Raw genomic sequence first — 22,964 nt, 5'->3', positions numbered from 1 at the left:
GCCATTTCGTCGGTCTCGAGGCGATTGGGCTCAGGACGTGAACGCGTAGTCCGACAGCGGGAAGCGGCGGCTGCGCCAGTACGTCTCCGGGGTGCTCGCAGGCCGCAGCGGAACGTCGCCGTTCTTGTCGAAGTAATAGCTGCGGGCGAGTTGGCAGCTGTCCTGCCAGAAGATCTGGCGGTGCCGCTTGCGCATCATCTCGGCGAAATAGCGGTCGTTGGCCTCCTGCTTCACCTCGACGCGCTTCGCGTGCTTGCGACGGGCCGCCGTCAGGCAACGCACGATGTGGTGCGTCTGCGTCTCGATGAGCGTGAAGTAGGAGTTCCCGACATAGCCGTACGGGCCGAACACTGAGAAGAAGTTGGGGAATCCCGGTACGCTGACGCCCTCATAGGCCTGCAGGCGTTGCTCGTTCCAGAGCCGGCTCCATGTCAGCCCGCCCGACCCGGTCAGTGGATAGGTCGGCATCTCGTCGACGTCCATCACCTTGAACCCGGTCGCCAGGATCAGCACGTCCACGTCGCGCGTCACGCCGTCGACGGTGGCGACCCCGGATCCGGTGATCTTGTCGATCGGTTCGGTGACCAACTCGACGTTGTCGCGGTTGTACGTGGACAGATACGTGTTGTGGAAGCCGGGTCGTTTGCATCCGACGGCGTAGCGCGGCGTGAGCTTGTCGCGCACTTCCGGGTCGTCGACCTGCTTGCGCAGATACGCCTCACCGACTTTGGACATGTTCTTGGCCATCGGGTTGAGGGTGAAGTACTGCGCGGGCAGCGTGAAGGTGAGCTCGACGTATGCCTGGCTGAGCAGGCGCTGCACCGTGTGGCCGCCCGGAAGCCGCATCAACCGCCGCATCAGCGGCGAGAGCGGCACATCGGGCTTGGGGAAGCACCAGATAGGAGTGCGCTGGAAAACCGTGAGCTGCTTGACGATCGGAGCGATCTCAGGGATGACCTGCACCGCTGAGGCGCCCGTGCCGATGATCGCGACCCGCTTCCCGGTCAGGTCTTGCCCGTGGTCCCAACGGGCGGTGTGCATGGTCACGCCGGCGAACGAGTCGACGCCGTCGATATCGGGCAGGTTCGGAGTGATCAGCACCCCGCTGGCGTTGACCAGGAAACGGGACGTGACCTGCTGGCCGGTATCGAGTTCGACGCGCCACAGGCTGTCCTCGTCGTCGAACGTCGCACCGGTCACCTTGGTGTTGAACCGGATCTTCGGCCGCAAACGGTACTTGTCGACGCAGTGCTCGGCGTAGGCCTGCAGCTCCTTTCCGGGCGCGTAACTCCGCGTCCAGTTCGGGCTCTTCTCGAAGGAGAACTGGTAGGAGAACGACGGAATATCAACGGCGATACCGGGATACGTGTTCCAGTACCACGTCCCGCCCGGTCCCTCGCCGGCCTCGACGACGAGGTAGTCACCCATCCCTGCCTTGTCGAGCTTGATCGCGGTGCCGATGCCGGAGAATCCGGCGCCGACGATGACGGTGTCGTGATCCGGCGCTGTCATAGGGCCTCCCGTCGATGCCATGACGTTGCGCCCACGGTACCGGCCCGGCGCTACATCATGAAGCCATCAGGCCACACTCGACCGCATCACCCGTGCAACGCGCGACGCAGCGCCGACAGTCCCCGCTCGGTGGCTTCGGTCGCGGCCGGCACCACACCCGCATAACCGAGATAACCGTGTATCAGCGTTTCGGCGTTGTGCAGTTCGACGGGCACGTCCGCGGCGGCCAGCAGCTCGGCGTAACGGGCGCCGTCGTCGCGCAGCGGATCGTGGCCCGCGACGGCGATGTAGGCGGGCGGCAGACCGGTGAGGTCCTTCGCGCGGGCCGGCGCCAACGTCGCGGGCATGTCACGCAGATCCATGTCCCCCACGTACCAACGTGAAAATCCCGTCACCGCAGCAAAGTTCAGGATGGGCGCGTCGGCGTTCTCCTTGAATGACGGCAGCGACACGTCCCACGTCGTCGCCGGATACCACAGCAGCTGGAAGCGGATCGGCGGTCCGCCCGCGTCGCGTGCCAGCTGGGACACCACCGCGGCGAGGTTGCCGCCCGCCGAATCACCCGCTACCGCGATTCGATCGGCGTCGACTCCCAACTCGTCGGCGTGTGTGCCGACCCACTGCGTCACCGCCCACACGTCGTCGACGGCGGCGGGATAGGGATGCTCGGGCGCAAGCCGGTAGTCGACGGAGATCACCACCGCGTCGGCGTCGGCCGCGTGCCGACGCGCGGTGCTGTCGTAGCTGTCGAGATCGCCCACCGACCAGCCGCCGCCGTGGAAGAACAGCACGACCGGCGGGGTGGTGTCGGTTCCCGCGGGCGGGCGGTACAACCGTACCGGGATCGGCCCGCCGGGCCCGTCGACCGTACGGCCCTCGGCACGAACCTCGGGATTGGTCTCCACACGGGGCAGCGCATCGAACCGCTGCCGTGCGGCCTGGGCTCCGCCTTCGGTTGACAACTGAAACGGGACCTTCTCAAGTACCTTCAGCAGAATGGCGTCTATGGGCTCCGGGCTGGCCGGCCCTACTTCAGCGTCTGACATGCAGACACCGTACGTTCACCCCTGGACCAGGCGTCTGTGGGTGGCGGCGGCGGTTGTCGGACCCTGCTACGGCGTCTTCCTGATCGTGACCGCGGTGCGGCTTCCCGCGGGCGCCGAACTCACCGGCCAGTTCGCGCTGCAGCCCGCGGCGAAGGCGGCTGCGGCGGTGCTGCTCGCGGCGGCCGCGCTGACCCACCCGATCGTCCGCGAACGACGCTGGCTGGTGGCTGCCCTGCTGTTCTCCGCGGCGGGCGACGTCCTGTTGGCGCTGCCCTGGTGGGAGCCGTCGTTCGTGCTGGGGTTGGGCGCTTTCCTTGTCGCGCACCTGTGCTTTCTGGCGGCCCTGTGGCCCCTGGCCGCCGCTTCGGCGCCGCGGCTGGCCGCTGCGGCGATCACCGTCGCGGCCTGCCTGGCCCTGCTGGTGTGGTTCTGGCCGCGGTTGATCGACGACGGTATGGCGGTACCTGTCACGCTGTACATCGCAGTGCTCGGCGCGATGGTGTGCGCCGCACTGCTGGCGCGCCTGCCGACACCGTGGACCGCTCTCGGTGCGGTGTGCTTCGCGGTGTCCGATGCAATGATCGGCATCGGCAAGTTCGTCTTGACCCCACCACACTCAGAGGCGCTGGCAGTGCCGATCTGGTGGGCGTATGCGACGTCGCTGCTGCTGATCACGGCGGGGTTCTTCTTCGGCCGGACGGCCGAGATGTCCGCGCGGTCTGCTACCACTTCGTAGGTGAAGAGCCCCCGGCAGCAGGCTGAGCACGAGCCGATCGCGCGCGTGCTGCCCATGCTGACCGTGCCGCATCTCGACCGCGAATTCGACTATCTGGTGTCTGCCGAGCAGTCCGACGACGCGCAGCCCGGCGTCCGGGTGCGGGTACGGTTCCACGGTCGGCTGGTCGATGCTTTCATTCTCGAAAGACGTTCCGACACAGATCATGTCGGCAAGCTCGGGTGGTTGGACCGGGTGGTGTCACCGGAGCCGGTGCTGACGCCGGAGATTCGCCGCCTCACCGACGCCGTCGCGGCGCGCTATGCGGGCACCCGCGCGGACGTGTTGCGGCTGGCGATACCACCACGTCATGCCCGGGTCGAGAAGCAGGACCCACCGGAGTCGGTGACGTTCACCGCCGACCCGGTCGACACGGCCCCCTGGTCCGCCTATGGCCGCGGCGACCAGTTCGTCGCGGCGCTGGCCGACGGCCGCGCGGCGCGCGCGGTCTGGCAGGCGCTCCCCGGGGAAGCGTGGCCGGACCGACTGGCCGAAGCCGCGGCGGTCACCGTGAACTCCGGACGTGGCGTGTTGGTGATCGTTCCCGATCAGCGTGACATCGACGCGCTGCACACCGCAGCCGTCCGCTTCGTCGACGACGCGCGCGTGGTGGCGCTGTCGGCGGGACTCGGCCCCGCGCAACGTTACCGACGCTGGTTGTCGGTGTTGCGCGGCGACGCCCGGCTCGTCATCGGCACCCGCAGCGCGGTGTTCGCGCCCGTCGGCGACCTCGGCCTGGTGATGGTGTGGGACGACGGCGACGACACGCTCGCCGAGCCCCGGGCACCGTATCCGCATGCGCGGGAGGTGGCGATGCTGCGCGCGCACCAACTCCGTTGCGCCGCATTGATCGGCGGCTACGCCAGGACCGCCGAGGCGCAGGCGCTCGTGCGCAGCGGCTGGGCGCACGACCTGGTCGCGCTTCGGCCGGTGGTGCGGGCGGCCTCCCCGCGCGTGATCGCCCTCGACGACAGCGGTTTCGAGCAGGAACGCGATCCGGCCGCCCGGTCGGCCCGGCTGCCCTCGATGGCGCTGCAGGCGGCGCGCAAGGCGTTGGAGTCCGGCGCGCCGGTGCTGGTTCAGGTGCCCCGCCGCGGATATGTGCCGGCGCTGGCGTGCGCGCGGTGTCGGACCATCGCCCGGTGCAGGCACTGCACCGGCCCGCTGTCGCTGCCGGATCGGGATGCCGCTGGCGCGGTGTGCCGATGGTGTGGCCGGACCCATACCGCCTTGCGCTGCGCCCGATGCGGCTCGGACGCAGTGCGCGCGGTCGTTGTCGGGGCCCGGCGCACCGCCGAGGAGCTCGGCCGCGCTTTCCCCGGGACGACGGTCATCACCTCCGGCGGCGACGCGATGGTGGCCGAAGTGCCGCCGCATCCGGCGGTCGTGGTCGCTACGCCCGGTGCGGAACCCGCCGTCTCGGGCGGCGGCTACGGCGCCGCGCTGCTGCTGGACAGTTGGGCGCTTCTCGGTCGACAGGACTTGCGAGCCGCGGAGGATGCCCTGCGCCGCTGGATGGCCGCAGGGGCTCGGGTGCGCAGTCGGGCGGACGGTGGGGTGGTCGCGGTGGTCGCCGAGTCCGCGATACCGACGGTGCAGGCGCTGATCCGCTGGGATCCGGTCGGCCACGCCGACATTGAACTGAACTCCCGCACCGACGTCGGCCTGCCGCCGGCCGTGCACATGGCCGCGATCGACGGTGTCCCCGAGGCGGTCCACTCGCTGCTCGACACCGCAGCACTGCCCGACGGCGCCGAGCGGTTGGGACCGGTCGATCTTCCGGTCGGCGCGCGCCGGCCGCCCGGCATCCCTACCGACGGCACGGTGATCAGGATGCTCGTCCGGGTGCCCCGCGTCACCGGCCTGGCGCTGTCCTCTGCCCTGCGACGGGCGGCTGCGGTGCTCAGCGCCCGCCACGATCAACAGCCGGTTCGCATCCAGATCGACCCGCTGCACATAGGGTGAACCGGACACCCGGCAACGGGCAGGACAGGAGGTCCGCATGCGCCGATTGTTCGCGTGGTCGATCACCTTGCTGCTGCTCGCCTTCGGGCTGCTGTGGCCGGTGATCTTCGCCGGCGGCGGCTCGGACGCGGCGCCTGTCGACGACCCGGTTGTCATCACCGACTACGACGCGGACTTCGTCGTCAACGACAACGGACGACTCGACGCCGTGGAAATAATCACGGCGGACTTCCCCGGCGGCAGGCACGGGATCTTCCGGTACTGGGATGTGACCAATCCCAACAACCCTCACGTCCGGCAGACGCCGAAAATCAAGTCGATTCTCCTCGACGGCGAGTGGGTGTCGTATCAGATGCTGTGGGAGGACGGGGAGCGGTTCCGGGTGGCCAAAATCGGCGATCCCGAGCAGTACCTCAGTTACGGCGAGCACGTGTTCGAGATCCGCTACTCCATCGACGGCGTTCTCGATCCCGGAAACGCCGGCGCTGACCGAAGATTCGCCTCGTCGACCGGTGAGCCCGCCGCATCGGACTCGGTGTTCTTCTGGAATGTGATCGCGCCGGCCTGGAACAACCGCATCCAGCGGGCCGATATCTCGATTCGCCTGCCCGGCAACGTCGCCCACGTTCAGTGCTCGGTCGGCTACGGTGTCGGCGCCCCGTGCCGGAACTTGACGGTCACGGGCAACAAAGTCGAGCTCTTAGCGCAGTACCTCGCACCGCACACCCCGGTAACGGTGCGTGCAGGTGTCGAAGTCGCCACCCCGCCGCGCGCCGAACTGCCGTGGACGCACACCTGGGACCGCGTGCTCGGCCAGTCGTTGACCGGTGTCCTGCTGGTCGGGGCCCTGACCGTGGCAGCCGGTGCGGCCGCGCTGCTGTGGTACCGCACCACTGTGGAACCGTCGCCCGGATTTCCATTGCAGTACGCGCCGCCGCCCGGTCTGGGCCCGGTCCAGACCGAGTACATCCGGACAGAAGCGGTTCCCAAGAACGGGCTCACCGCCACGCTGTTCTACCTCGCCGAGCGCGAGCTGATCGAACTGCGTCAGATGAGCGACCAGCATTGGCGTGTCCGGGGTATCGCCGAGCGCAGCGCGTGGCTCGGCGTCGACCCGGTCAGCGTGGCGGTCGGGTCGGCGTTGAAAGCGATGGGCCCGGGCACCGAGTTCGAAGCCAAGAAGACCGTCAAGTCCGGACAAAAGCTCACCAAGGCCAAGACCGACATGGCCAAAGCCGTCCAGAAGTGGGCAATCGACAACAAGCTGCTCGTCAAGCGCAGGAAGGAGCTGTGGGTCCGCACCGCGAACGCGATCGCATTCTTGTTCATGCTGTTCGGCATCTTCCGGTGGGTGTTCCCGACGACGATGTGGGCGTTGCCCTTCGCCGCCTTCTTCCTGCTGTCGATCCGGTCGTGGACCGCGGGTGTGGGGACCCGCCGAACCGAGGCGGGCCGCGAACTATGGTCGCGCGCAGGCGGTTTCCACCGGCTGCTGACGACCGACTCGGCTGAAGCGCGGTTCGACTTCGGGGCACACAAGGATCTCTACTCGGCCTATGTCCCGTTCGCGGTCGCCGCGGGCGCCGCGGCGCTGTGGGCCAAGAAGTACGAGGCGGCCACGGGTACACCTGCACCGCAACCGTATTGGTACAACTCATCCTCGACCAGCGGCGTGGGCTTCGTCGGTGGTTCCGGCGGGGCGAGCTTCGACAGCTTCGAGTCGGCGTTGTCGTCGTCGATCGGCGCCTACACCGCATCGCAGTCGTCCAGTGGCGGCAGCAGTGGTGGTGGCGGCTTCAGCGGCGGCGGCGGTGGTGGCGGCGGCGGGGGCGGAGGAGGAGGCGGATCATGGTGACCTTTTTGTTGGTGGTTGCGCTGGTGCTGGCGGTGCTGGCGTTTATCGTGTTCGTGGTCGGCTACAACAAGCTGCGTGCGGCCGACGTGCGAGTTGCCGAGGCGCTGAGCGGTATCGACGTCGAGCTCACCCGCCGCGCATCGCTGATCCCGAGCCTCGTGCACACCGTGCAGACCTTCGCCGCACATGAGAAGGGCATTCTCGACCACGTCACCAACGCCCGGGCGGCGTTGACGTCGGCGACGGCGGGTACATCGGTGGCCCAGCGCAGCACCGCCGAGAAGGACCTCGACACTGCGTTGGCCCCGCTGCTGGCGCTCGGACAGAACTATCCGCAGCTGAACTCGTCGAACAACTTCCTCAACTTGCAGGAGAACCTCACAGACAGCGAGAACAAGCTGGCGTTCGCGCGCCAGTACTACAACGACTCGGTCGCCACACTGAACCGGTTGATCACCACGATCCCGTGGATGTTCGTCGCGCCGCTGACTGGGGTGGCGGAGCGCGAGTACTACCAGACGCCGCGCTGAAACACGCATCGGTATCGGCGCCGAGTGCCCTCTCTAGACTGGCGCGGTGCGCATCGTCTTCGCCGGGACGCCCGAGCCCGCCCTGCCGTCGCTGCGCCGACTCGTCGAGTCGCCTCGTCACGACGTCATCGCGGTGCTGACCCGCCCCGACGCCGCGTCGGGCCGGCGCGGCAAACCGTCCCCGTCGCCGGTGGCCCGGTTCGCACTCGAGCACGACATCCCGGTGCTGCGGCCGCCGAAGCCCAACTCCGACGAGTTCGTCGCCGAACTGACCGAGCTAGCCCCGGAGTGCTGCGCCGTCGTCGCCTACGGGGCCCTGATGAAGGACGCACTGCTCGCGGTGCCTAGGCACGGCTGGGTCAACCTGCACTTCTCACTGTTACCCGCCTGGCGCGGGGCCGCGCCGGTGCAGGCCGCGATCGCCGCCGGTGACACCGTTACCGGTGCGACGACGTTCCAGATCGAGCCGGCCCTCGACTCGGGACCTGTTTACGGCGTGGTCACCGAAACCATCCGACCCACCGACACCGCGGGCGAACTGCTTGAGCGCCTTTCGGTTTCGGGTGCGGCGCTGTTGGAGACAACACTCGACGGGATCGCCGACGGGACGCTCGCCCCGGTGCCACAGCCGTCGGAGGGCGTGACGATAGCGCCGAAGATCACCGTCGACGAGGCCCGGGTGCGATGGGATCTGCCCGCGCACGTCGTCGAGCGACGCATCCGGGCCGTCACACCGAACCCCGGCGCCTGGACGATGATCGGCGACCTACGGATCAAACTGGGCCCCGTCAGCATCGACGACCAATCAGAAAGCCTGCCGCCCGGCGCGCTTCGGACCAACCGCACCGGTGCGCGCATCGGCACCGCGTCCGCCCCCGTGCTGCTCGGCACGGTCCAGCCGCCCGGTAAGAAATCGATGAACGCGGCCGACTGGGCCCGCGGCGCCCGACTCGACGACACGGCGCGAGCCGAATGACGCATCCCCGCAAGCGTCCGCGCCAGCGGCGCCAACCTCTCGACCCGGCGCGCCGCGCGGCGTTCGACGTGCTGCGGGCGGTTTCGGAGAAGGACGCCTACGCCAACCTCGCACTGCCGGCGATCCTGCGTGATCGCGGGATCAGCGGCCGCGACGCCGCTTTCGCCACCGAGCTCGCCTACGGGACGTGCCGGACGAAAGGCCTGCTGGACGCCGTCATCAGCCGGGCCGCCGACCGTCCGCCGGACAGAATCGATGCCGTCCTGCTCGACCTGCTTCGACTCGGCGCCTATCAGTTGCTGCGCACGCGGGTCGAACACCACGCTGCGGTGTCCACCACCGTCGAGCAGGCCGGCATCGAGTTCGACTCGGCGCGAGCCGGTTTCGTCAACGGCGTGCTGCGCACCATCGCGTCGCGCGACGAGCAGTCCTGGGTCGAAGAGCTGGCACCCGACGCGAGCACCGATCCGGTCGGCCACACGGCGTTCGTCCACGCGCATCCACGCTGGATCGCCCAGGCCTTCGCCGATGCGTTGGGCGCCGACGCCGGCGAACTCGACGCGCTGCTCGCCAGCGACGACGCTCGACCGGCGGTTCACCTCGCGGCCCGGCCCGGGGTGTTGACCGCGGCGGATCTGGCCACCCAGGTGGGCGGCACGGTCGGCCGCTATTCGCCGTACGCCGTGTATCTGGCCGGCGGCGACCCGGGCCGACTGCAGGCGCTGCGTGAGGGCACGGCGCTGGTGCAAGACGAAGGCAGTCAGCTCGTGGCGCGCGCGCTCACGTTGGCCGAACTCGACGGCGAAGACGGCGGCCGGTGGCTCGACCTGTGCTCGGGTCCCGGCGGCAAGACCGCCTTGCTCGCCGCGCTGGCCGGTGAGGGGCGCGTCACCGCGGTCGAGCCCGCGCCCGTACGCGCCGACCTCGTCGAGCAGAACACCCGCGGCCTTCCGGTCGAGGTGCTGCGTGTCGACGGCCGCGACCCCGGTGTGGAAACCGGCTTCGACCGGGTGCTGGTGGACGCGCCGTGCACCGGGCTGGGTGCGCTGCGGCGCAGACCGGAGGCCCGATGGCGGCGCCAGCCATCCGACGTGCCGCCGCTCGCCAAACTGCAACGCGAACTGCTGGCCTCGGCGATCCGGCTGACGCGCCCCGGGGGCGTGGTGTTGTACGCGACCTGCTCGCCGCACCTCGCCGAGACCGTCGGTGTGGTCGCCGACGCGCTGCGCCGACACCCGGTGACTGCCCTGGACGCCCGGCCCTTGTTTTTCCCGGCGGGCGAGCCCGTCGACAACCTCGGCGCCGGGCCGTACGTGCAGTTGTGGCCGCACCGGCACGGCACCGACGCGATGTTCGCGGCCGCCCTCAAAGTAGGGTGAGGCGCATGGCAGGACCGCTTATCGCGCCGTCGATCCTGGCCGCCGACTTCGCCCGGCTCGCCGACGAAGCCGCCGCGGTGCCGGGTGCGGACTGGCTGCACGTCGACGTGATGGACAACCACTTCGTGCCGAACCTCACCATCGGTCAGCCGGTCGTGGAGGCGCTGCTGAAGGTGACCGACATCCCGATGGACTGCCATCTGATGATCGAGGATCCCGATCGGTGGGCGCCGCCGTACGCCGAAGCGGGCGCGTACAACGTGACCTTCCACGCCGAAGCCACCGACAACCCCGTCGGCGTCGCCCGCGACATCCGCGCCGCGGGCGCCAAGGCGGGGCTCTCGGTCAAGCCCGGCACTCCGCTGGAGCCGTATCTGGAAATCCTGCCGGAGTTCGACACGCTGCTGATCATGTCGGTGGAGCCGGGCTTCGGTGGCCAGAAGTTCATTCCCGAGGTGCTGGTCAAGGTCGGCACGGCCCGGCGTCTGGTGGACGCAGGTGAGCTGACGATCGTCGTCGAGATCGACGGCGGCATCAATGCGGACACTATCGAGCAGGCCGCCGAGGCGGGAGTGGACTGCTTCGTCGCGGGGTCGGCCGTCTACAGCGCAGAGGACCCCGCCGCTGCGGTGGAATCGTTGCGTCGTCAAGCCGCCGTCGCGTCCAAGCACCTGCGGCTATGAACCTCGAGGCCGCGATGCGGCTGGCGATCCAACAGGCGGACAAGGTCAAGGGCGCCACCTATCCTAATCCGCCTGTGGGAGCGGTGATCCTGGATCGCGACAACGAGGTGGCCGGTGTGGGCGCGACCGAACCCTCCGGTGGTCCGCACGCCGAGGTGCTCGCGCTGCGCCGGGCGGGTGAGCGCGCCGCCGGCGGCACCGCCGTTGTGACACTCGAGCCGTGCAATCACCATGGCCGGACACCGCCTTGCGTCGACGCCCTTGTCGCAGCGGGCGTTTCGACAATTGTCTACGCGGTGACTGATCCGAATCCGGTTGCCGCCGGCGGAGCGGCGCGACTTGCCGACACGGGGCTGACCGTCGCTGCGGGTGTGCTCGCCGATGCGGTGGCGGGCGGCTCGCTGCGCGAGTGGTTGCACAAGCAGCGCACCGGAGCACCGCATGTGACGTGGAAGTTCGCGACGAGCGTCGACGGTCGCAGCGCGGCGGCGGACGGCAGCAGCCAGTGGATCACGAGCGAGGCCGCGCGGGCCGACGTACACCGCAGGCGTCGTGTCGCCGATGCGATCGTGGTGGGCACCGGCACGGTGTTCGCCGACGACCCGGTGCTCACCGCGCGGCTGCCGGACGGCACGCTGGCCGACCGTCAGCCATTGCGGGTCGTCGTGGGCGAACGTGAAATCGCCCAGGAAGCAAGGGTTCTCAACGACGACTCGCGCACAATGGTGATCCGCACCCACGACCCGCACGAGGTCATCAAGGCGCTTTCCGATCGCACCGATGTGCTGCTCGAGGGCGGCCCCACGTTGGCGGGCGCCTTCCTGCGCGCCGGGGTCATCGACCGCATCCTGGCCTATGTGGCGCCGATCCTGTTGGGCGGCCCGATAACCGCCGTCGACGACGTCGGGGTGCTGAGCATCGCGCACGCCCAGCGGTGGCGGTTCGACGGGATCGAACCGATCGGCCCCGACGTGCTGCTCAGCCTCGTTCCGGGGTAGCTGCTTCCTCGGCGGCCAGCGGACGGTGCTCGATGAGTTCGCGTACCCCGGCCGCCCCCAGCTGTTCTCGGAATGCCTGGACCGTGTAGCCCATCACCGTCGCATCGGTACGCGCCTGTGCGGTCGCCGACCGCGGCAGGTGGAACAGAGGGCCGATCTCGCCGAAGTAGTCGCCCTTGGTCGCCAGCTTCAGCATCTCCTCGCTGCCGCCGGGAAGTGCACGCACGATTTCGATCTCACCCTCAGTCACGATGTAGATGAGGTCGCCCATCGTGCCCTGCTCGAAGAGCACCTGACCGGTCTCCAGCTCCACGCTCTCCGGCGGGCGGTCCACCGACGCGAAGTCGGGCACCATCTCGACCACGCGATCGGCCAACGGCAGGATGCGGCTGTCGTGTGTCGCGACGACCACCATCCGGGTACCGGAGGCCAACTCGCGGATCAGCTTCAGTACTTCCTCGACCTGAATGAAGTCCAGGTGCGCAGTGGGCTCGTCGGCCAGGATCAGCGGCGGGTCCAACGCGATCGCGCGGGCCACCGCCACCCGCTGTTGCTGCCCGCCGCTGAGATCGCCGGGCCGGTGCTTGAGGCGGTCCTCCAGGCCCACGCGCCCGAGCAGCTGCTCGGCCCGCTTGCGCGAGGCACGGCGCGACATGCCCGAGGCGCGCAGCGGCACCATCACGTTCTCGACCGCAGTGAGGCTCGGCACGAGATTGAACGCCTGGAACACGAAACCCACTGTCTCGCGCCGGTATGTCCCAAGGTCTTTGGCGCTCAACGACGTCACGTCAACGTCCCCGAATTTGATGGTGCCACTTGTGGGTTGCAGGATTCCGCCGAGGCAGGACAGCAGCGTCGTCTTCCCGCATCCGCTCGGCCCCATCAGGATCACCAGCGAGCCGGCCGTGACATCGAGGTTCAGCCCGTCGATCGGTCGCAATGTGTGCCCGCCGCTCGAGTACTCGACCACCAGGTTCTGGATGGACAGATCACCCATGGGTCACGGACCCCCGAATGCCAGCGCGGGATCGACGGCGACCGCGCGGTGCAGGCCCGCCGCACTGGCGATCAGGCCGATCACCACCGCGACGATCGGCAGCGCGACGAACGCCTGCGTCGGCACGATGACCTGCATGGGAAACAGCGGCCCGAGCAACAGCGACAGCCCCGCCCCGACCAGTGCCGCCAGCAACGCCACGATCACCGCTTGCAGCGCCAGCCCGGCCATCACCGAACGCGTCGGCACCCCAATCGCTTTGAACACGGCGAAATCTCGCAGCCGTTCGAGCACGGATAGATAGACGACCGATCCCACGATCAACGCCGCGACGATCCACAGCAGGACCGCGACGATGGTGATCGAGTTGACCGCCACTTTCAGCGGCCGAAGCAGATCCTCGATCGCACCCGCGCGGTCGACGGCGCGATAGCCGTCCGGCACCCGCTCCAGTGACCCGCGAACACCGATCGAGGCGACCAGCGGCTCACCGCCGTAGATCAGCCGCTGCGCGCCCTGGGTGGTCAGGAACACGTTGGGCAGGTTCGCCAGCGCGGTCGAGTTCTCCACGAGGCCGACGATACGCAGCGTCCGCGAAGCGATCTCGACTTCATCGCCGACACCGCGGCCCAGTGTGGTCGAGACCGCTACTTCGTCGGGATCTCTCGGCGGGCGCCCTTCCGTCACAGCCGGCATACCCGGACCGCGTTCCGGCGCACCGAAGATGTCGACGTTGCGCGTCTCACCGTCGAGAGTCGCGGTGCCACCGGCATAGGCCAGGGGAGCGGCCGCCTCGACGCCGGGTGCGGCGGCGATGCGCCGCAATTCAACGGGCGCGAACGGTGTCGCGCCCACGAACGGACCCGATGCGCCGGCCTTGACCACGAACTGGTCGACCCCGAGCGAGTCGACCGTACGCTCGGCCTCGGTCTGGAAACCGTTGGCCAACCCGGTCAGAACCAGTGTCATCCCGAAGATGATCGCGGTGGACAGCACCGCGATCGCGAAACGCCGCCTTCTCCACTGCATGTCGCGAAGCGCGGCGAGGAGCATGTTCGCGACGTTACCCAGGGGCGTCGGTCGGCGGGCCGGGTTTGGGCTACTTGGCGAAAGCGCTCACCAGCGTGTTGCAGAACGCAGGCAGATCATCCGGTTTGCGGCTGGACACCAAAGTGTTTGGCCCACGCGAGCATTCGACCACCTCGTCGTCGACCCAGTTGGCTCCCGCGTTGACGAGGTCGGTCTTCACGCTCGGCCAGGATGTCATGGTGCGCCCGCGCACCACGTCCGCCTCGACCAGCGTCCAGGGTCCGTGGCAGATGACCGCTACCGGCTTGCCCGCATCGAAGAAGCTCTTTGCGAACGCGACCGCGTCGGCGTTCATGCGCAGGTTGTCCGGGTTGGCGACGCCTCCCGGCAGCACCAGGCCCGCGTAGTCGGACGCCGCCACGGAATCGGCGGATTTCTCGGCCTCGAATGTGTCGGCCGGGGTCAGGTGGTTGAACGCCTGAATCTTGCCGACTTCCGTCGACACCAACTCCGGGGTGCCGCCGGCCTGTTCGACGGCCTTCCATGGTTCGGTCAACTCGACCTGCTCGACGCCTTCGGGTGCGACCAGGAACGCAATCTTCTTGCCAGTCAGTGAACTTGCCATCAGCTTTTCTCCGTTGACGTGGGTGTGACCGCACGCATACCCGGCGTGGCAAGGAGCCAATCAGCCCTGTTGCGTCGGTACACTCGTACCAGAGCGGGCCACGGCGGCCCCGTTGTAATCGCGCTTTCACCGACGATTTGCGCGCTGGTGAGCACGAACGAAGGACGACGACCCATGACTGCACTGCAGGACTGGCTCAGCTATCGCCCACTTGCCCCCCGCACCCTCAAGGCGTTGATCTGCGACACCTTCCGGGGCCAGCCCGACGAGGAGGCGGCGCGGCCAGCAGAGCCCGCGCTGTTGCGCCCCGGTCTCGAGCGCTGCTAGAGGCCGCTGACCGGGTCTGCGTCGGCTGTCTCGTCGACGGCTGCCGGTTCGTCGGCATGCTCGTTGCGCCCGCTGATCAGTAGGCCGAGCAAGGCGCCGACGACGCAGACCACCGCTGTTGCCAGGAAGATGACCCCGTACTGCATGGTGTAGGCCTCCACGGTCGCCCGTGAAAGCCGTGCGGTTTGAGCGGCCAACAAGCCGCCAGGGCTATCTGCCGTTGGCGCCGGCAGGGCGTCGAGGCGCTCCTGCAAATACACATTGAACTTGTACAGCCCCCAAGCCGTCAGCGCGGCGAGGCCGATCAGCATGCCGACCATGCGCGCCACGACCACGGCCGCCGATGCGATGCCGTGCTGGGCGGCTGGGACTACCCGTAACGTCGCGGAGGTCAGGGGCCCGATGACCAGCCCTAGCCCGAGGCCGGCGATCGCAAGGTCGGTGTCGAGCACAGGCAGGGCGACAAAGCCGAGGTCGTGGTGGGTGGACAGCACATCGATGCCCCAGTTAGAGACCAACCAGTACCCGCCCGCGGCGATCATGAGGCCGGCGAAGGCGACCACGCGGTCACCGATCCGGGTTGCAATCCATCCGCCGATCACGGCGCCGATCGGCAGAGCGATCAAGAAGCGCAGCAGCAGAAGAACCGCTCCGGTCTGGTCCTCACCCAAAACACCCTGCCCGAACAGTTCGACGTTGACGAGCGTCACCATCAGCGCCGCACCCGCGCACAGCGATGCACCTAGCGCAGCCAGGAAAGGCCGGAAATGCACGCCGGCCGGTTCGATCAGCCGGGTGCGGGCGAACCGCTCCCAAACGAAGAAGGCCACCAGGGCCACCGCCGCTGCCAAGAGCACCGGCAGTCCGTAGCTCGGCAGGATCTTCTTGCCGTCGGGAGCGGGATTGTAGAGCCCGATCACGGTCAAGCCGAGCGCGATGGCCAGCAGTACGCCCCCGGCCACGTCGACTCTTTCCGGGTTTTCGGGTTTGAGCCGGGCGGGCAGGCTGTAGTGAATGAGCACCATGGCAACGGCAGCCAGCGGAACGTTGATCCAGAAGACGTCGCGCCACGTATTCAGGGCCGTGACCACACCGATGCCGTAGAGCGGGCCTAGCACGCTGCCCAACTCCTGCGCGGCGCCGATCCCGCCCAGTACCGAGGCCCGGTTGCGGCTGGCCCACAGATCGGCGGCCAGCGCGAGTGTGACCGGGAGCAGCGCGCCGCTGGCGACACCCTGGATCGTGCGGCCGATCACCATTGGAACAAGGTCATTCGACATCGCGGTGACCACTGAGCCGACCGCGAACCCCGCCAGGCTGAGTTGGAGGATGAATTTGCGGCCGAACCGGTCGGATGCGCGGCCCAGCAGTGGCATGGCGGCGATGTAGCCCAGCAGATAACAGGTGATGATCGGCGTCACCCGTTGCAGCTGGTTCATCGGGATGCTGAGGTCGAGAATGATGTCCCTGATGATCGCGACGACGACGTAGGTGTCGAGCGCGCCGAGCAGTACCGCGAGGCCGCCCGCGCTGATCGCGATCCGGCGATTCGACGTCGTCGTTGGCGCGGCTCCAGCGTCCGTCGCTGGCACTGAAAGCGACATCAGGCGGCCGGCGGCTTGGCGACGGTCACCGGCTTGCCCCACTCCGACAGCGTCATGGTGATGTTGGTGTCCGAGTCGGTCTGCAGCTTGACCTGGGCCAGCTTGTGGTCGCCGTCCTCTGCGATCCACGCGGTCCCGGGCACCGGACCGGTCGCGCCGATCTGCGGCGCGATCTTGTTGACCGCGTCGGCGCTGACGTTCCCGGTGATGCGGACAGTCTCGACACCGTTGATCGTCTCGCGGCCCTCGGCCTTCGGGTCAGAGAAGTTGGCCAGCACGTTGGCCACGCCCGTCTCGGGGTTGAGGATGAGCGAGGCGTCATAGATTTCGGCGGCGGGGCCGAAATTCGACAAGCCGGCGCCCGGAGTCAGCGAGGCGTAGAGGTCGCCGTCAACGACCTTGAACTCCACGCCTTCGAGGCGCTGGCCCATCATCAGGAGGTTGACCTTGCCTTGGGCGGTGAAAACCGGAGCATTGCTCAGATCACCTTCGAGCATCTCGATCGGCAACTTCTCGGACGGGCCCTCCATCGTCAGCTTCATGTGCGCGCTTGTCTGGGCCTTGGTCGTCGCGCTGGATTGCTGCAGGAGAGTCGCGGCGTCCGGCAGGTCCTTGGTGGATTCCTCCGACTTGGAACACCCCGCCAGGAACGCGACGGCGGTGGCCAGGGTTATGAAGATCAGCACGAGGCGCTTGGGCATGAGTGCATCGTAGAGGGTCCGCGGGTGTGGGAGCGGTCGGCGGGGCCTCGGCAGAAGCGATGGTGTGGCCGGTGAACTGGCGTTTCGACGGGTTCTCAACCTCTGCCATCGAATGCGCTGCGGCGAAAGCACCACTGCGGTTTCGTCCTTCTTCGGTGCGTGGCCGCTGACTGGATAGTCTGGCGGCGTGTTCACCGGAATCGTCGAAGAGGTGGGCGAGGTCGTCGGCAAGGAGGAGCTCGGCGATTTCGCCCGGCTCGCGATCCGCGGACCCCTCGTGACATCGGATGCCCGCCACGGCGACTCGATCGCGGTGAACGGCGTCTGCCTGACCGTCGTCGAGGTGTGGCCCGACGGGGTGTTCACCACCGACGTGATCGGTGAGACGTTGAACCGGTCCAGCCTCGGCCGCGTCGGAACGGGTAGTCGTGTCAACCTGGAGCGTGCGGCGGCAGTCAACAGCCGCCTCGGCGGACACATCGTCCAGGGGCACGTCGACGGGACCGGACACGTGGTCGCGCGCACGCCGTCGGAGCGATGGGTGGTGGTGCGTATCGCGCTGCCGACCGCGTTGTCGCGCTATGTGGTGGAGAAGGGTTCCATCACCGTCGACGGGGTGTCCTTGACCGTGTCCGGTCTCGGGCACGACTGGTTCGAGGTGTCGTTGATCCCCACGACGCTCGACCTCACGACGCTCGGGCGCGCCGAGGTCGGAACGCACGTCAACCTCGAGGTGGACGTGATCGCGAAATATGTCGAGCGGTTGCTCGCCCCGGAAAATCCGTTCACCAGCTGAAACGTGCGCTGCGCCGTAGGCTCTGGGTTACACGGCTCTCCCGGAGGTGGGCAACCATGGTCACGAGATTTCGCGGTCTGATCGTCGGCGTGGCGTCCTTGTCGACTTTGGCGGTAATAACCGCAGCGCCCGTGCAAGCCGACGAAGCAACTTATCTTGAACAGTTGCTGCCGGACTACACTCATCTCAGCCCTCAGCAGTTGCTCGCCGAGGGTTACCGCGTGTGCCAAATAGAGCGCAGCGGCAACAACTCTCCCACTGCGGTCGACATGGTCTACAAAGATCTAGGCGTGTCGCTGACCGCGGCAACCGACATCGTCAGAGCCGCAGTGGTTCACCTCGGCTGCTGACCCACCGGAAGGTGCTTTGACGCCGCTCTCGCCGGAGGTCGATGACCGCTGGCCGGGAGCTCGTCTTCCCAGGTCAGGGGAGCGGCAATAACTTCTGGACCGTGGTGGTTCATACTGATGTGGTGACGAGGCTGGACTCTGTTGAGCGAGCGGTTGCCGACATCGCCGCGGGCAAGGCCGTCGTCGTGATCGATGATGAGGACCGCGAGAACGAGGGCGACCTCATCTTCGCCGCCGAGAAGGCCACCCCGGAACTCGTCGCGTTCATGGTGCGCTACACCTCGGGCTATCTGTGTGTGCCGCTGGACGGTGCGATCTGCGACAAGCTGGGTCTGCTGCCCATGTACGCGGTCAACCAGGACAAGCACGGCACCGCCTACACCGTCACCGTCGATGCGAAAAACGGTGTGGGAACGGGTATTTCAGCCTCGGATCGGGCGACGACGATGCGGCTGCTGGCCGACCCCGCCAGCGTGGCCGACGACTTCACGAAGCCGGGACACGTCGTACCGCTGCGCGCGAAGGACGGCGGGGTGCTGCGCCGTCCCGGCCACACCGAGGCGGCCGTCGACCTGGCCCGGCTCGCAGGTCTGCAGCCGGCCGGTGCGATCTGCGAAATCGTCAGCCAGAAGGACGAAGGCGCGATGGCGCAGACCGACGAGCTGCGCGTCTTCGCCGACGAACACGACCTCGCGCTGATCTCGATCGCCGACCTGATCGAGTGGCGGCGCAAACACGAAAAGCACATCGAGCGCATCGCCGAGGCCCGCATCCCCACCCGCCACGGTGAGTTCCGCGCGGTCGGTTACACCAGCATCTACGACGACGTCGAGCACGTCGCCCTGGTCAGGGGCGATATCGCCGGTCCGACCAGCGACGGTCACGATGTCCTGGTCCGGGTGCACTCCGAATGCCTCACCGGCGACGTCTTCGGCTCCCAGCGCTGCGACTGCGGTCCGCAACTCGACGCAGCGATGGCGATGGTCGCCCGCGAGGGCCGCGGCGTCGTCCTGTACATGCGTGGCCACGAAGGCCGCGGCATCGGGCTCATGCACAAGCTGCAGGCCTACCAGTTGCAGGACGCCGGCGACGACACCGTCGACGCCAACCTCAAGCTCGGCCTGCCCGCCGATGCCCGCGACTACGGCATCGGCGCCCAGATCCTCGTCGACCTCGGGGTGCGCTCGATGCGGCTGCTGACCAACAACCCCGCCAAGCGGGTCGGCCTGGACGGCTACGGGCTGCACGTCATCGAGCGGGTGCCGCTTCCGGTGCGGGCCAACAAGGAGAACATCCGCTACCTGATGACCAAGCGCGACCGGATGGGCCACGACCTGAGCGGACTCGACGATTACCACGAAGCCACCACCATGGCCGACTACGACGAGGGCGTCTATCTGCTCGGCGACCGGCGCCCGACCGATCTCGGTGGAGCCCTGTGAGTGGTACGGGCGTACCCGATCTCCCGAATATCGACGGATCGGGGCTGAAGCTGGCCATCGTGGCCAGCACATGGCACGAGACCATCTGCGACGCGCTGCTCGACGGCGCCCGCAAAGTCGCTTCGGGCGCCGGCATCGATGACCCCACCGTGGTGCGGGTGTTGGGCGCCATCGAAATCCCGGTCGTGGCACAGGCATTGGCGGCCACCCACGATGCCGTGGTGGCGTTGGGTGTGGTGATCCGCGGCGAGACACCGCATTTCGACTATGTCTGCGATGCGGTCACCCAGGGCCTGACCCGGGTGTCACTGGACGCGTCGACACCGGTCGCCAACGGGGTGCTGACGACCGACACCGAGCAGCAGGCCCTGGACCGTGCCGGGCTGCCCTCCTCGGCCGAGGACAAAGGCGCCCAGGCGGCCGCTGCGGCGCTGACCACGGCGCTGACCCTGCGAGGCCTTCGCGCTCATGAATGACTGGGACGTCGAGATACGCCCCCGCCTGGCACTGTATTTCGCCTACGCCGCCGCGGCGCTGATCCTCGCCGCCCACGTCACCGTCGGCGCATTGTTGAAAATCGGCTCCACCGGGGTGATCTTCCGGACCGCCGACCAGGTGGCGATCGCGCTGCTGGGCGTGGTCATCGCCGGTGTGGTGCTGATGTTCGCCCGGCCGCGGTTGCGGGTCGGAGCACCGGGTGTAGCGGTGCGGAACCTGCTCGGCGACAAAATCATTCCATGGTCGGACGTCGTCGACATCTCGTTTCCGCGAGGCGCGCGGTGGGCCCGCGTCGATCTGCCCGACGACGAATACATTCCGGTCATGGCGATTCAGGCCGTCGACAAGGACCGCGCCGTCGACGCGATGGACCGCGTCCGCGCCCTGTACGACCATTACAAGGGCATCAACTCACACTGAGCGACATCGCGAGTTCCTCGCGCTTGGAAGCTGATTGGTCATCGGCGACGGTGAAGCCGAGGCTCTCGTAGACACCCCGTGCGGCGGCATTGTCGATGGCGACGCGCAACTTCACCGTCCGGACGCGGCTGGCACGCGCCCAGTCGACGGCGGCCGCGACCAGTTGCCGGGCCAGCCCGCGGCCACGGGCCGCCGGATCGAGCCACAACGAGTAGAGATACACCGTCTCCAGGTTCTCCCGCTGCGCTGCGATCAGCCCGACCGGCCGGTCGCCGACCACCGCGGCGAATTGCGCATGCTCGCGCAACCGGCGTCGCCACTGCGTGGCGGTGAAGGCCGCTTCGTCCCGGTAACTCGGATCGTTTTCACCCAGCGCGTCGGCCAGCGCCCGCAGTCGCATGCCCGCGAACACCCGCCAATCGGATTCGTCGAGTCGGGCGACGCACACCGTCATCGGGAGTCGCCCATGACCAACCCTTCCCGGCGCGGGTCCGCACCGCCGACGAGGCCGGTGCCATCCCGGGCGATCGCCGACAAGCCACTCGACTGGTCGGCCAGATCGACCTGATGGCCGAGTGCTCGCAATCCCTGCACCAGGGAGTCATGGTCCCCGTTGTCGGCCGTATCGATAATTGGATGCTCGCCGCCGACATTCGTCTTGGGCGTGTTCGCCGCACCGAAGTCGACCATCGACACCGCCTGCTGTGGGTCGAGACCCCAATCCAACATCCCCACAATAGTTTTCGTCACGAACTGGATGATCACCGCACCACCGGGCGACCCGAGTACGGCGTACAGGCGACCATGTTCGTCCGGCCGGCCCTGCGCCTGGTCGAAGATCAGCGTCGGCGCCATGGTGCTGCGCGGTCGCTTACCGGGCTGGATCCGGTTCGCTATGGGCGCGCCGTCGGGGCCGGTGGGCTCGGCTGAGAAGTCCGTGAGCTGGTTGTTGAGGATGAACCCGTCGACCATGTGGAACGAACCGAAGGCCGATTCGACCGTCGTGGTCAACGAGGCCGCGTTGCCGTGGGGGTCGACGATGCTGACCTGGCTGGTGCCGTGTTCCGGGATGGGCGGTGCCGGGGCGGTCGGCGGGCCGAACTCGCCGGGCTTCGCGGTGCCCATGCTGTGCTGCTCGGAGATCAGCGCCGCCCGCCCGGCGAGATAGTCACTGCCGAGCAGGGTGTTGGGTGAGCCGCCAGGCAGCGGAACGAAATCGGTGTCGGCGACGTACTTGTCGCGATCGGCGTACGCCAGTCGTTCCGCCTCGGATATCAGGTGCACACCCATCACCGCGGGTCGGCCGCCGTTGAGATCGACGTCGGTCGGCTTGTGATCGGCCATCGGGAAGTGTTCCAGAACCCCGAGGGTGGCCGCGACCGCGATGCCGCCGGAGGACGGCGGTGGCATTCCGCAGATTTCGCGTCCGCGGTACGGGGTGCACAGCGGTTCGCGTTCCTTGACCGTGTAATTCGCGAGATCCTCGGCGGTCATCAGGCTGGGCGTCCGACCGCCGGAGTTATCGGCCGCCGCGGCGACGATGTCGTGGGCGATGGCGCCGGTGTAAAGCACCTGCGGGTCAACGGCGATGGCGCCCAACGTCTTCGAGTACGCCGGGTTCGTGAGCCGAGTGCCCGCGGCCTTCGGGCTGCCGTCGGGGTTGAGGAAATACTCGGCGGCCTGCGGATCGCGCTTAAGCTGTGCGGCCGCATCCTCGATGGCCGCGGCAAGTCGCGGGCTGATGTCGAAGCCGTCGTCGGCCATCGTGACGGCCGGCGCGAACAGGTCACGCCAGCCCGTCTTGCCGTGGTCGGCGTGTACTTCGGTGAGCATCCGCAGGATGCCGGGCACACCGATCGATCGACCGGAGGCCCTGGCGTCCGGCTTGGGCTCCGTGCGGTCGGTGTCGGAGATCCAGCGCAGATAGTTCTCCGTGGCGGCGGCCGGTGCGATCTCGCGACCGTCGTAGGCCTGCACCTCGCCGGAGGCGGCGTCGGAGTAGAGCAGGAAGCCGCCGCCGCCGAAACCGGACGCCTGCGGCTCCACCAGGCCGAGGACGGCCTGCGCGGTGACGAGCGCGTCCGCCGCGGTGCCGCCGTCGCGCAGCACTTCGCACGCGGCTTGGGTGGCCAACGGATTTGCGGTCACGACCGAGTAGCTGCTGGTGCGCACCGGCGTCATGTCGGTGCGGTAGCCCGTGGCCACCTCGGGGTTGGTGGAGATGTCCCTGGAGGTGGGGGCCGCCCCGGGGGAGGGTTCGGCGGGCGCGGTCGTGGTCTTGGCTACCTGGGTGCCATTCTCGACGATCGCGCACGGCCCCGAGGCTTCCGGTTCGGTGCCGTCGTCCGCGGCGCAGCCGGCCAGCAGCAACATCATCCCCGTCAACGGCGCCATCACCTTCGTCAGTGAGGAGATCCGCATCACTCGACGGTAGTGGATCGGAGAGGTCGTGACGC

23 protein-coding genes are annotated in these 22,964 nt (G+C 68.1%); 14 read left to right on the top strand and 9 right to left on the bottom strand.

Features of this window, described 5'->3' with window-relative positions; translation table 11 throughout:
• Positions 1 to 30: 30 nt before the first annotated feature.
• Both G6N18_RS05775 and G6N18_RS05770 read right to left on the bottom strand, forming a co-directional pair.
• Positions 31 to 1,512, bottom strand: coding sequence for a flavin-containing monooxygenase (locus G6N18_RS05775; RefSeq protein WP_083001535.1), 1,482 nt, complete (start codon positions 1,510 to 1,512; stop codon positions 31 to 33).
• A gap of 86 nt (positions 1,513 to 1,598) precedes the next feature.
• Complete coding sequence (locus tag G6N18_RS05770) at positions 1,599 to 2,558, bottom strand: alpha/beta hydrolase (RefSeq protein WP_083001536.1); 960 nt, start codon at positions 2,556 to 2,558, stop codon at positions 1,599 to 1,601.
• Here G6N18_RS05770 and G6N18_RS05765 point away from each other — a divergent pair.
• The 8 genes from G6N18_RS05765 to ribD are packed head-to-tail and all read left to right on the top strand — an operon-like array spanning position 2,557 to position 11,719.
• Positions 2,557 to 3,294: a lysoplasmalogenase gene (locus G6N18_RS05765; protein ID WP_234806142.1), complete on the top strand. Its 738-nt coding sequence runs from the start codon at positions 2,557 to 2,559 to the stop codon at positions 3,292 to 3,294. The genes G6N18_RS05770 and G6N18_RS05765 overlap by 2 nt on opposite strands.
• A 54-nt stretch (positions 3,295 to 3,348) precedes the next feature.
• On the top strand, positions 3,349 to 5,298 hold the full coding sequence (locus G6N18_RS05760) for a primosomal protein N' (protein ID WP_083001655.1): 1,950 nt from the start codon (positions 3,349 to 3,351) through the stop codon (positions 5,296 to 5,298).
• A 37-nt stretch (positions 5,299 to 5,335) separates the two neighbouring features.
• Entirely contained in the window at positions 5,336 to 7,153 is a 1,818-nt protein-coding gene (locus G6N18_RS05755) for a DUF2207 domain-containing protein (RefSeq protein WP_083001537.1), read from the top strand.
• On the top strand, positions 7,147 to 7,683 hold the full coding sequence (locus tag G6N18_RS05750; RefSeq protein ID WP_067223842.1) for a LemA family protein: 537 nt from the start codon (positions 7,147 to 7,149) through the stop codon (positions 7,681 to 7,683). Before G6N18_RS05755 ends, G6N18_RS05750 begins: the two co-directional genes overlap by 7 nt.
• A gap of 46 nt (positions 7,684 to 7,729) precedes the next feature.
• The gene (gene fmt / locus G6N18_RS05745) at positions 7,730 to 8,659 is read left to right on the top strand and encodes a methionyl-tRNA formyltransferase (RefSeq protein WP_083001538.1); all 930 of its coding nucleotides are present in this window, start codon (positions 7,730 to 7,732) and stop codon (positions 8,657 to 8,659) included.
• Entirely contained in the window at positions 8,656 to 10,038 is a 1,383-nt protein-coding gene (locus G6N18_RS05740) for an RsmB/NOP family class I SAM-dependent RNA methyltransferase (protein WP_083001540.1), read from the top strand. Before fmt ends, G6N18_RS05740 begins: the two co-directional genes overlap by 4 nt.
• A gap of 5 nt (positions 10,039 to 10,043) precedes the next feature.
• Positions 10,044 to 10,721, top strand: a complete 678-nt coding sequence (gene rpe / locus G6N18_RS05735; protein WP_067223906.1) for a ribulose-phosphate 3-epimerase — start codon at positions 10,044 to 10,046, stop codon at positions 10,719 to 10,721.
• On the top strand, positions 10,718 to 11,719 hold the full coding sequence (gene ribD, locus G6N18_RS05730; RefSeq protein ID WP_083001542.1) for a bifunctional diaminohydroxyphosphoribosylaminopyrimidine deaminase/5-amino-6-(5-phosphoribosylamino)uracil reductase RibD: 1,002 nt from the start codon (positions 10,718 to 10,720) through the stop codon (positions 11,717 to 11,719). Before rpe ends, ribD begins: the two co-directional genes overlap by 4 nt.
• Here ribD and G6N18_RS05725 read toward each other — a convergent pair.
• The 3 genes from G6N18_RS05725 to G6N18_RS05715 are packed head-to-tail and all read right to left on the bottom strand — an operon-like array spanning position 11,700 to position 14,370.
• On the bottom strand, positions 11,700 to 12,716 hold the full coding sequence (locus tag G6N18_RS05725) for an ATP-binding cassette domain-containing protein (protein ID WP_083001544.1): 1,017 nt from the start codon (positions 12,714 to 12,716) through the stop codon (positions 11,700 to 11,702). The genes ribD and G6N18_RS05725 overlap by 20 nt on opposite strands.
• 3 nt (positions 12,717 to 12,719) lie before the next feature.
• On the bottom strand, positions 12,720 to 13,769 hold the full coding sequence (locus G6N18_RS05720) for an ABC transporter permease (protein WP_067223826.1): 1,050 nt from the start codon (positions 13,767 to 13,769) through the stop codon (positions 12,720 to 12,722).
• A gap of 46 nt (positions 13,770 to 13,815) precedes the next feature.
• Positions 13,816 to 14,370: a type 1 glutamine amidotransferase domain-containing protein gene (locus G6N18_RS05715; RefSeq protein WP_179962369.1), complete on the bottom strand. Its 555-nt coding sequence runs from the start codon at positions 14,368 to 14,370 to the stop codon at positions 13,816 to 13,818.
• Between the two features lie 174 nt (positions 14,371 to 14,544).
• On the opposite strand from G6N18_RS05715, the gene G6N18_RS24225 reads away from it, so the two are divergent.
• A complete protein-coding gene (locus G6N18_RS24225; RefSeq protein WP_165757339.1) occupies positions 14,545 to 14,697 on the top strand; it encodes a hypothetical protein in 153 nt (50 codons plus the stop codon).
• Here the strand turns inward: G6N18_RS24225 and G6N18_RS05710 are convergent.
• Together G6N18_RS05710 and G6N18_RS05705 are read right to left on the bottom strand one after the other, a co-directional pair.
• Complete coding sequence (locus G6N18_RS05710) at positions 14,694 to 16,343, bottom strand: MFS transporter (protein WP_272937594.1); 1,650 nt, start codon at positions 16,341 to 16,343, stop codon at positions 14,694 to 14,696. The genes G6N18_RS24225 and G6N18_RS05710 overlap by 4 nt on opposite strands.
• Positions 16,301 to 17,002 carry an LppX_LprAFG lipoprotein gene (locus tag G6N18_RS05705; RefSeq protein ID WP_083001546.1) on the bottom strand — a complete coding sequence of 234 codons (702 nt, stop codon included), beginning with the start codon at positions 17,000 to 17,002 and terminating at the stop codon, positions 16,301 to 16,303. Before G6N18_RS05705 ends, G6N18_RS05710 begins: the two co-directional genes overlap by 43 nt.
• Positions 17,003 to 17,189: 187 nt before the next feature.
• On the opposite strand from G6N18_RS05705, the gene G6N18_RS05700 reads away from it, so the two are divergent.
• The 5 genes from G6N18_RS05700 (at position 17,190) to G6N18_RS05680 (ending at position 20,508) form a co-directional block, all read left to right on the top strand.
• Complete coding sequence (locus tag G6N18_RS05700) at positions 17,190 to 17,798, top strand: riboflavin synthase (protein WP_083001548.1); 609 nt, start codon at positions 17,190 to 17,192, stop codon at positions 17,796 to 17,798.
• A gap of 56 nt (positions 17,799 to 17,854) precedes the next feature.
• Complete coding sequence (locus G6N18_RS05695; RefSeq protein ID WP_109749427.1) at positions 17,855 to 18,148, top strand: DUF732 domain-containing protein; 294 nt, start codon at positions 17,855 to 17,857, stop codon at positions 18,146 to 18,148.
• 122 nt (positions 18,149 to 18,270) lie between these two features.
• Positions 18,271 to 19,590, top strand: a complete 1,320-nt coding sequence (locus tag G6N18_RS05690; RefSeq protein ID WP_067223894.1) for a bifunctional 3,4-dihydroxy-2-butanone-4-phosphate synthase/GTP cyclohydrolase II — start codon at positions 18,271 to 18,273, stop codon at positions 19,588 to 19,590.
• Complete coding sequence (gene ribH / locus G6N18_RS05685) at positions 19,587 to 20,066, top strand: 6,7-dimethyl-8-ribityllumazine synthase (protein WP_067223812.1); 480 nt, start codon at positions 19,587 to 19,589, stop codon at positions 20,064 to 20,066. The genes G6N18_RS05690 and ribH overlap by 4 nt, the downstream gene beginning before the upstream one ends.
• Positions 20,059 to 20,508, top strand: a complete 450-nt coding sequence (locus G6N18_RS05680) for a PH domain-containing protein (RefSeq protein ID WP_083001552.1) — start codon at positions 20,059 to 20,061, stop codon at positions 20,506 to 20,508. The genes ribH and G6N18_RS05680 overlap by 8 nt, the downstream gene beginning before the upstream one ends.
• On the opposite strand, the gene G6N18_RS05675 is transcribed toward G6N18_RS05680, so the two are convergent.
• Together G6N18_RS05675 and G6N18_RS05670 are read right to left on the bottom strand one after the other, a co-directional pair.
• Positions 20,495 to 20,962 (bottom strand): GNAT family N-acetyltransferase, encoded by a 468-nt coding sequence (locus tag G6N18_RS05675; protein ID WP_067223805.1) that lies wholly within the window; start codon positions 20,960 to 20,962, stop codon positions 20,495 to 20,497. The genes G6N18_RS05680 and G6N18_RS05675 overlap by 14 nt on opposite strands.
• Positions 20,959 to 22,929 carry a gamma-glutamyltransferase family protein gene (locus G6N18_RS05670; RefSeq protein ID WP_179962368.1) on the bottom strand — a complete coding sequence of 657 codons (1,971 nt, stop codon included), beginning with the start codon at positions 22,927 to 22,929 and terminating at the stop codon, positions 20,959 to 20,961. Before G6N18_RS05670 ends, G6N18_RS05675 begins: the two co-directional genes overlap by 4 nt.
• Between the last annotated feature and the right edge of the window lie 35 nt (positions 22,930 to 22,964).

Source organism: Mycolicibacterium celeriflavum (genome assembly GCF_010731795.1).
GTDB lineage: Bacteria > Actinomycetota > Actinomycetes > Mycobacteriales > Mycobacteriaceae > Mycobacterium > Mycobacterium celeriflavum.
The sequence above is the reverse complement of the archived record's forward strand: the minus strand, read 5'-3'. Positions and strand labels throughout refer to the sequence as shown.

Bases quoted from the DNA above. Each gene is read 5' to 3' on its own strand.
- G6N18_RS05670 (WP_179962368.1), bottom strand. From the start codon at position 22,929: ATGCGGATCTCCTCACTGACGAAGGTGATGGCGCCGTTGACGGGGATG.
- G6N18_RS05695 (WP_109749427.1), top strand. From the start codon at position 17,855: ATGGTCACGAGATTTCGCGGTCTGATCGTCGGCGTGGCGTCCTTGTCG.
- G6N18_RS05775 (WP_083001535.1), bottom strand. From the start codon at position 1,512: ATGACAGCGCCGGATCACGACACCGTCATCGTCGGCGCCGGATTCTCC.
- G6N18_RS05720 (WP_067223826.1), bottom strand. From the start codon at position 13,769: ATGCTCCTCGCCGCGCTTCGCGACATGCAGTGGAGAAGGCGGCGTTTC.
- ribD (WP_083001542.1), top strand. From the start codon at position 10,718: ATGAACCTCGAGGCCGCGATGCGGCTGGCGATCCAACAGGCGGACAAG.
- G6N18_RS05765 (WP_234806142.1), top strand. From the start codon at position 2,557: ATGCAGACACCGTACGTTCACCCCTGGACCAGGCGTCTGTGGGTGGCG.
- G6N18_RS05715 (WP_179962369.1), bottom strand. From the start codon at position 14,370: ATGGCAAGTTCACTGACTGGCAAGAAGATTGCGTTCCTGGTCGCACCC.
- rpe (WP_067223906.1), top strand. From the start codon at position 10,044: ATGGCAGGACCGCTTATCGCGCCGTCGATCCTGGCCGCCGACTTCGCC.
- G6N18_RS05760 (WP_083001655.1), top strand. From the start codon at position 3,349: ATGCTGACCGTGCCGCATCTCGACCGCGAATTCGACTATCTGGTGTCT.
- G6N18_RS05725 (WP_083001544.1), bottom strand. From the start codon at position 12,716: ATGGGTGATCTGTCCATCCAGAACCTGGTGGTCGAGTACTCGAGCGGC.
- G6N18_RS05770 (WP_083001536.1), bottom strand. From the start codon at position 2,558: ATGTCAGACGCTGAAGTAGGGCCGGCCAGCCCGGAGCCCATAGACGCC.
- G6N18_RS05705 (WP_083001546.1), bottom strand. From the start codon at position 17,002: ATGCCCAAGCGCCTCGTGCTGATCTTCATAACCCTGGCCACCGCCGTC.
- G6N18_RS05755 (WP_083001537.1), top strand. From the start codon at position 5,336: ATGCGCCGATTGTTCGCGTGGTCGATCACCTTGCTGCTGCTCGCCTTC.
- G6N18_RS24225 (WP_165757339.1), top strand. From the start codon at position 14,545: ATGACTGCACTGCAGGACTGGCTCAGCTATCGCCCACTTGCCCCCCGC.
- G6N18_RS05750 (WP_067223842.1), top strand. From the start codon at position 7,147: ATGGTGACCTTTTTGTTGGTGGTTGCGCTGGTGCTGGCGGTGCTGGCG.
- G6N18_RS05675 (WP_067223805.1), bottom strand. From the start codon at position 20,962: ATGACGGTGTGCGTCGCCCGACTCGACGAATCCGATTGGCGGGTGTTC.
- G6N18_RS05680 (WP_083001552.1), top strand. From the start codon at position 20,059: ATGAATGACTGGGACGTCGAGATACGCCCCCGCCTGGCACTGTATTTC.
- G6N18_RS05740 (WP_083001540.1), top strand. From the start codon at position 8,656: ATGACGCATCCCCGCAAGCGTCCGCGCCAGCGGCGCCAACCTCTCGAC.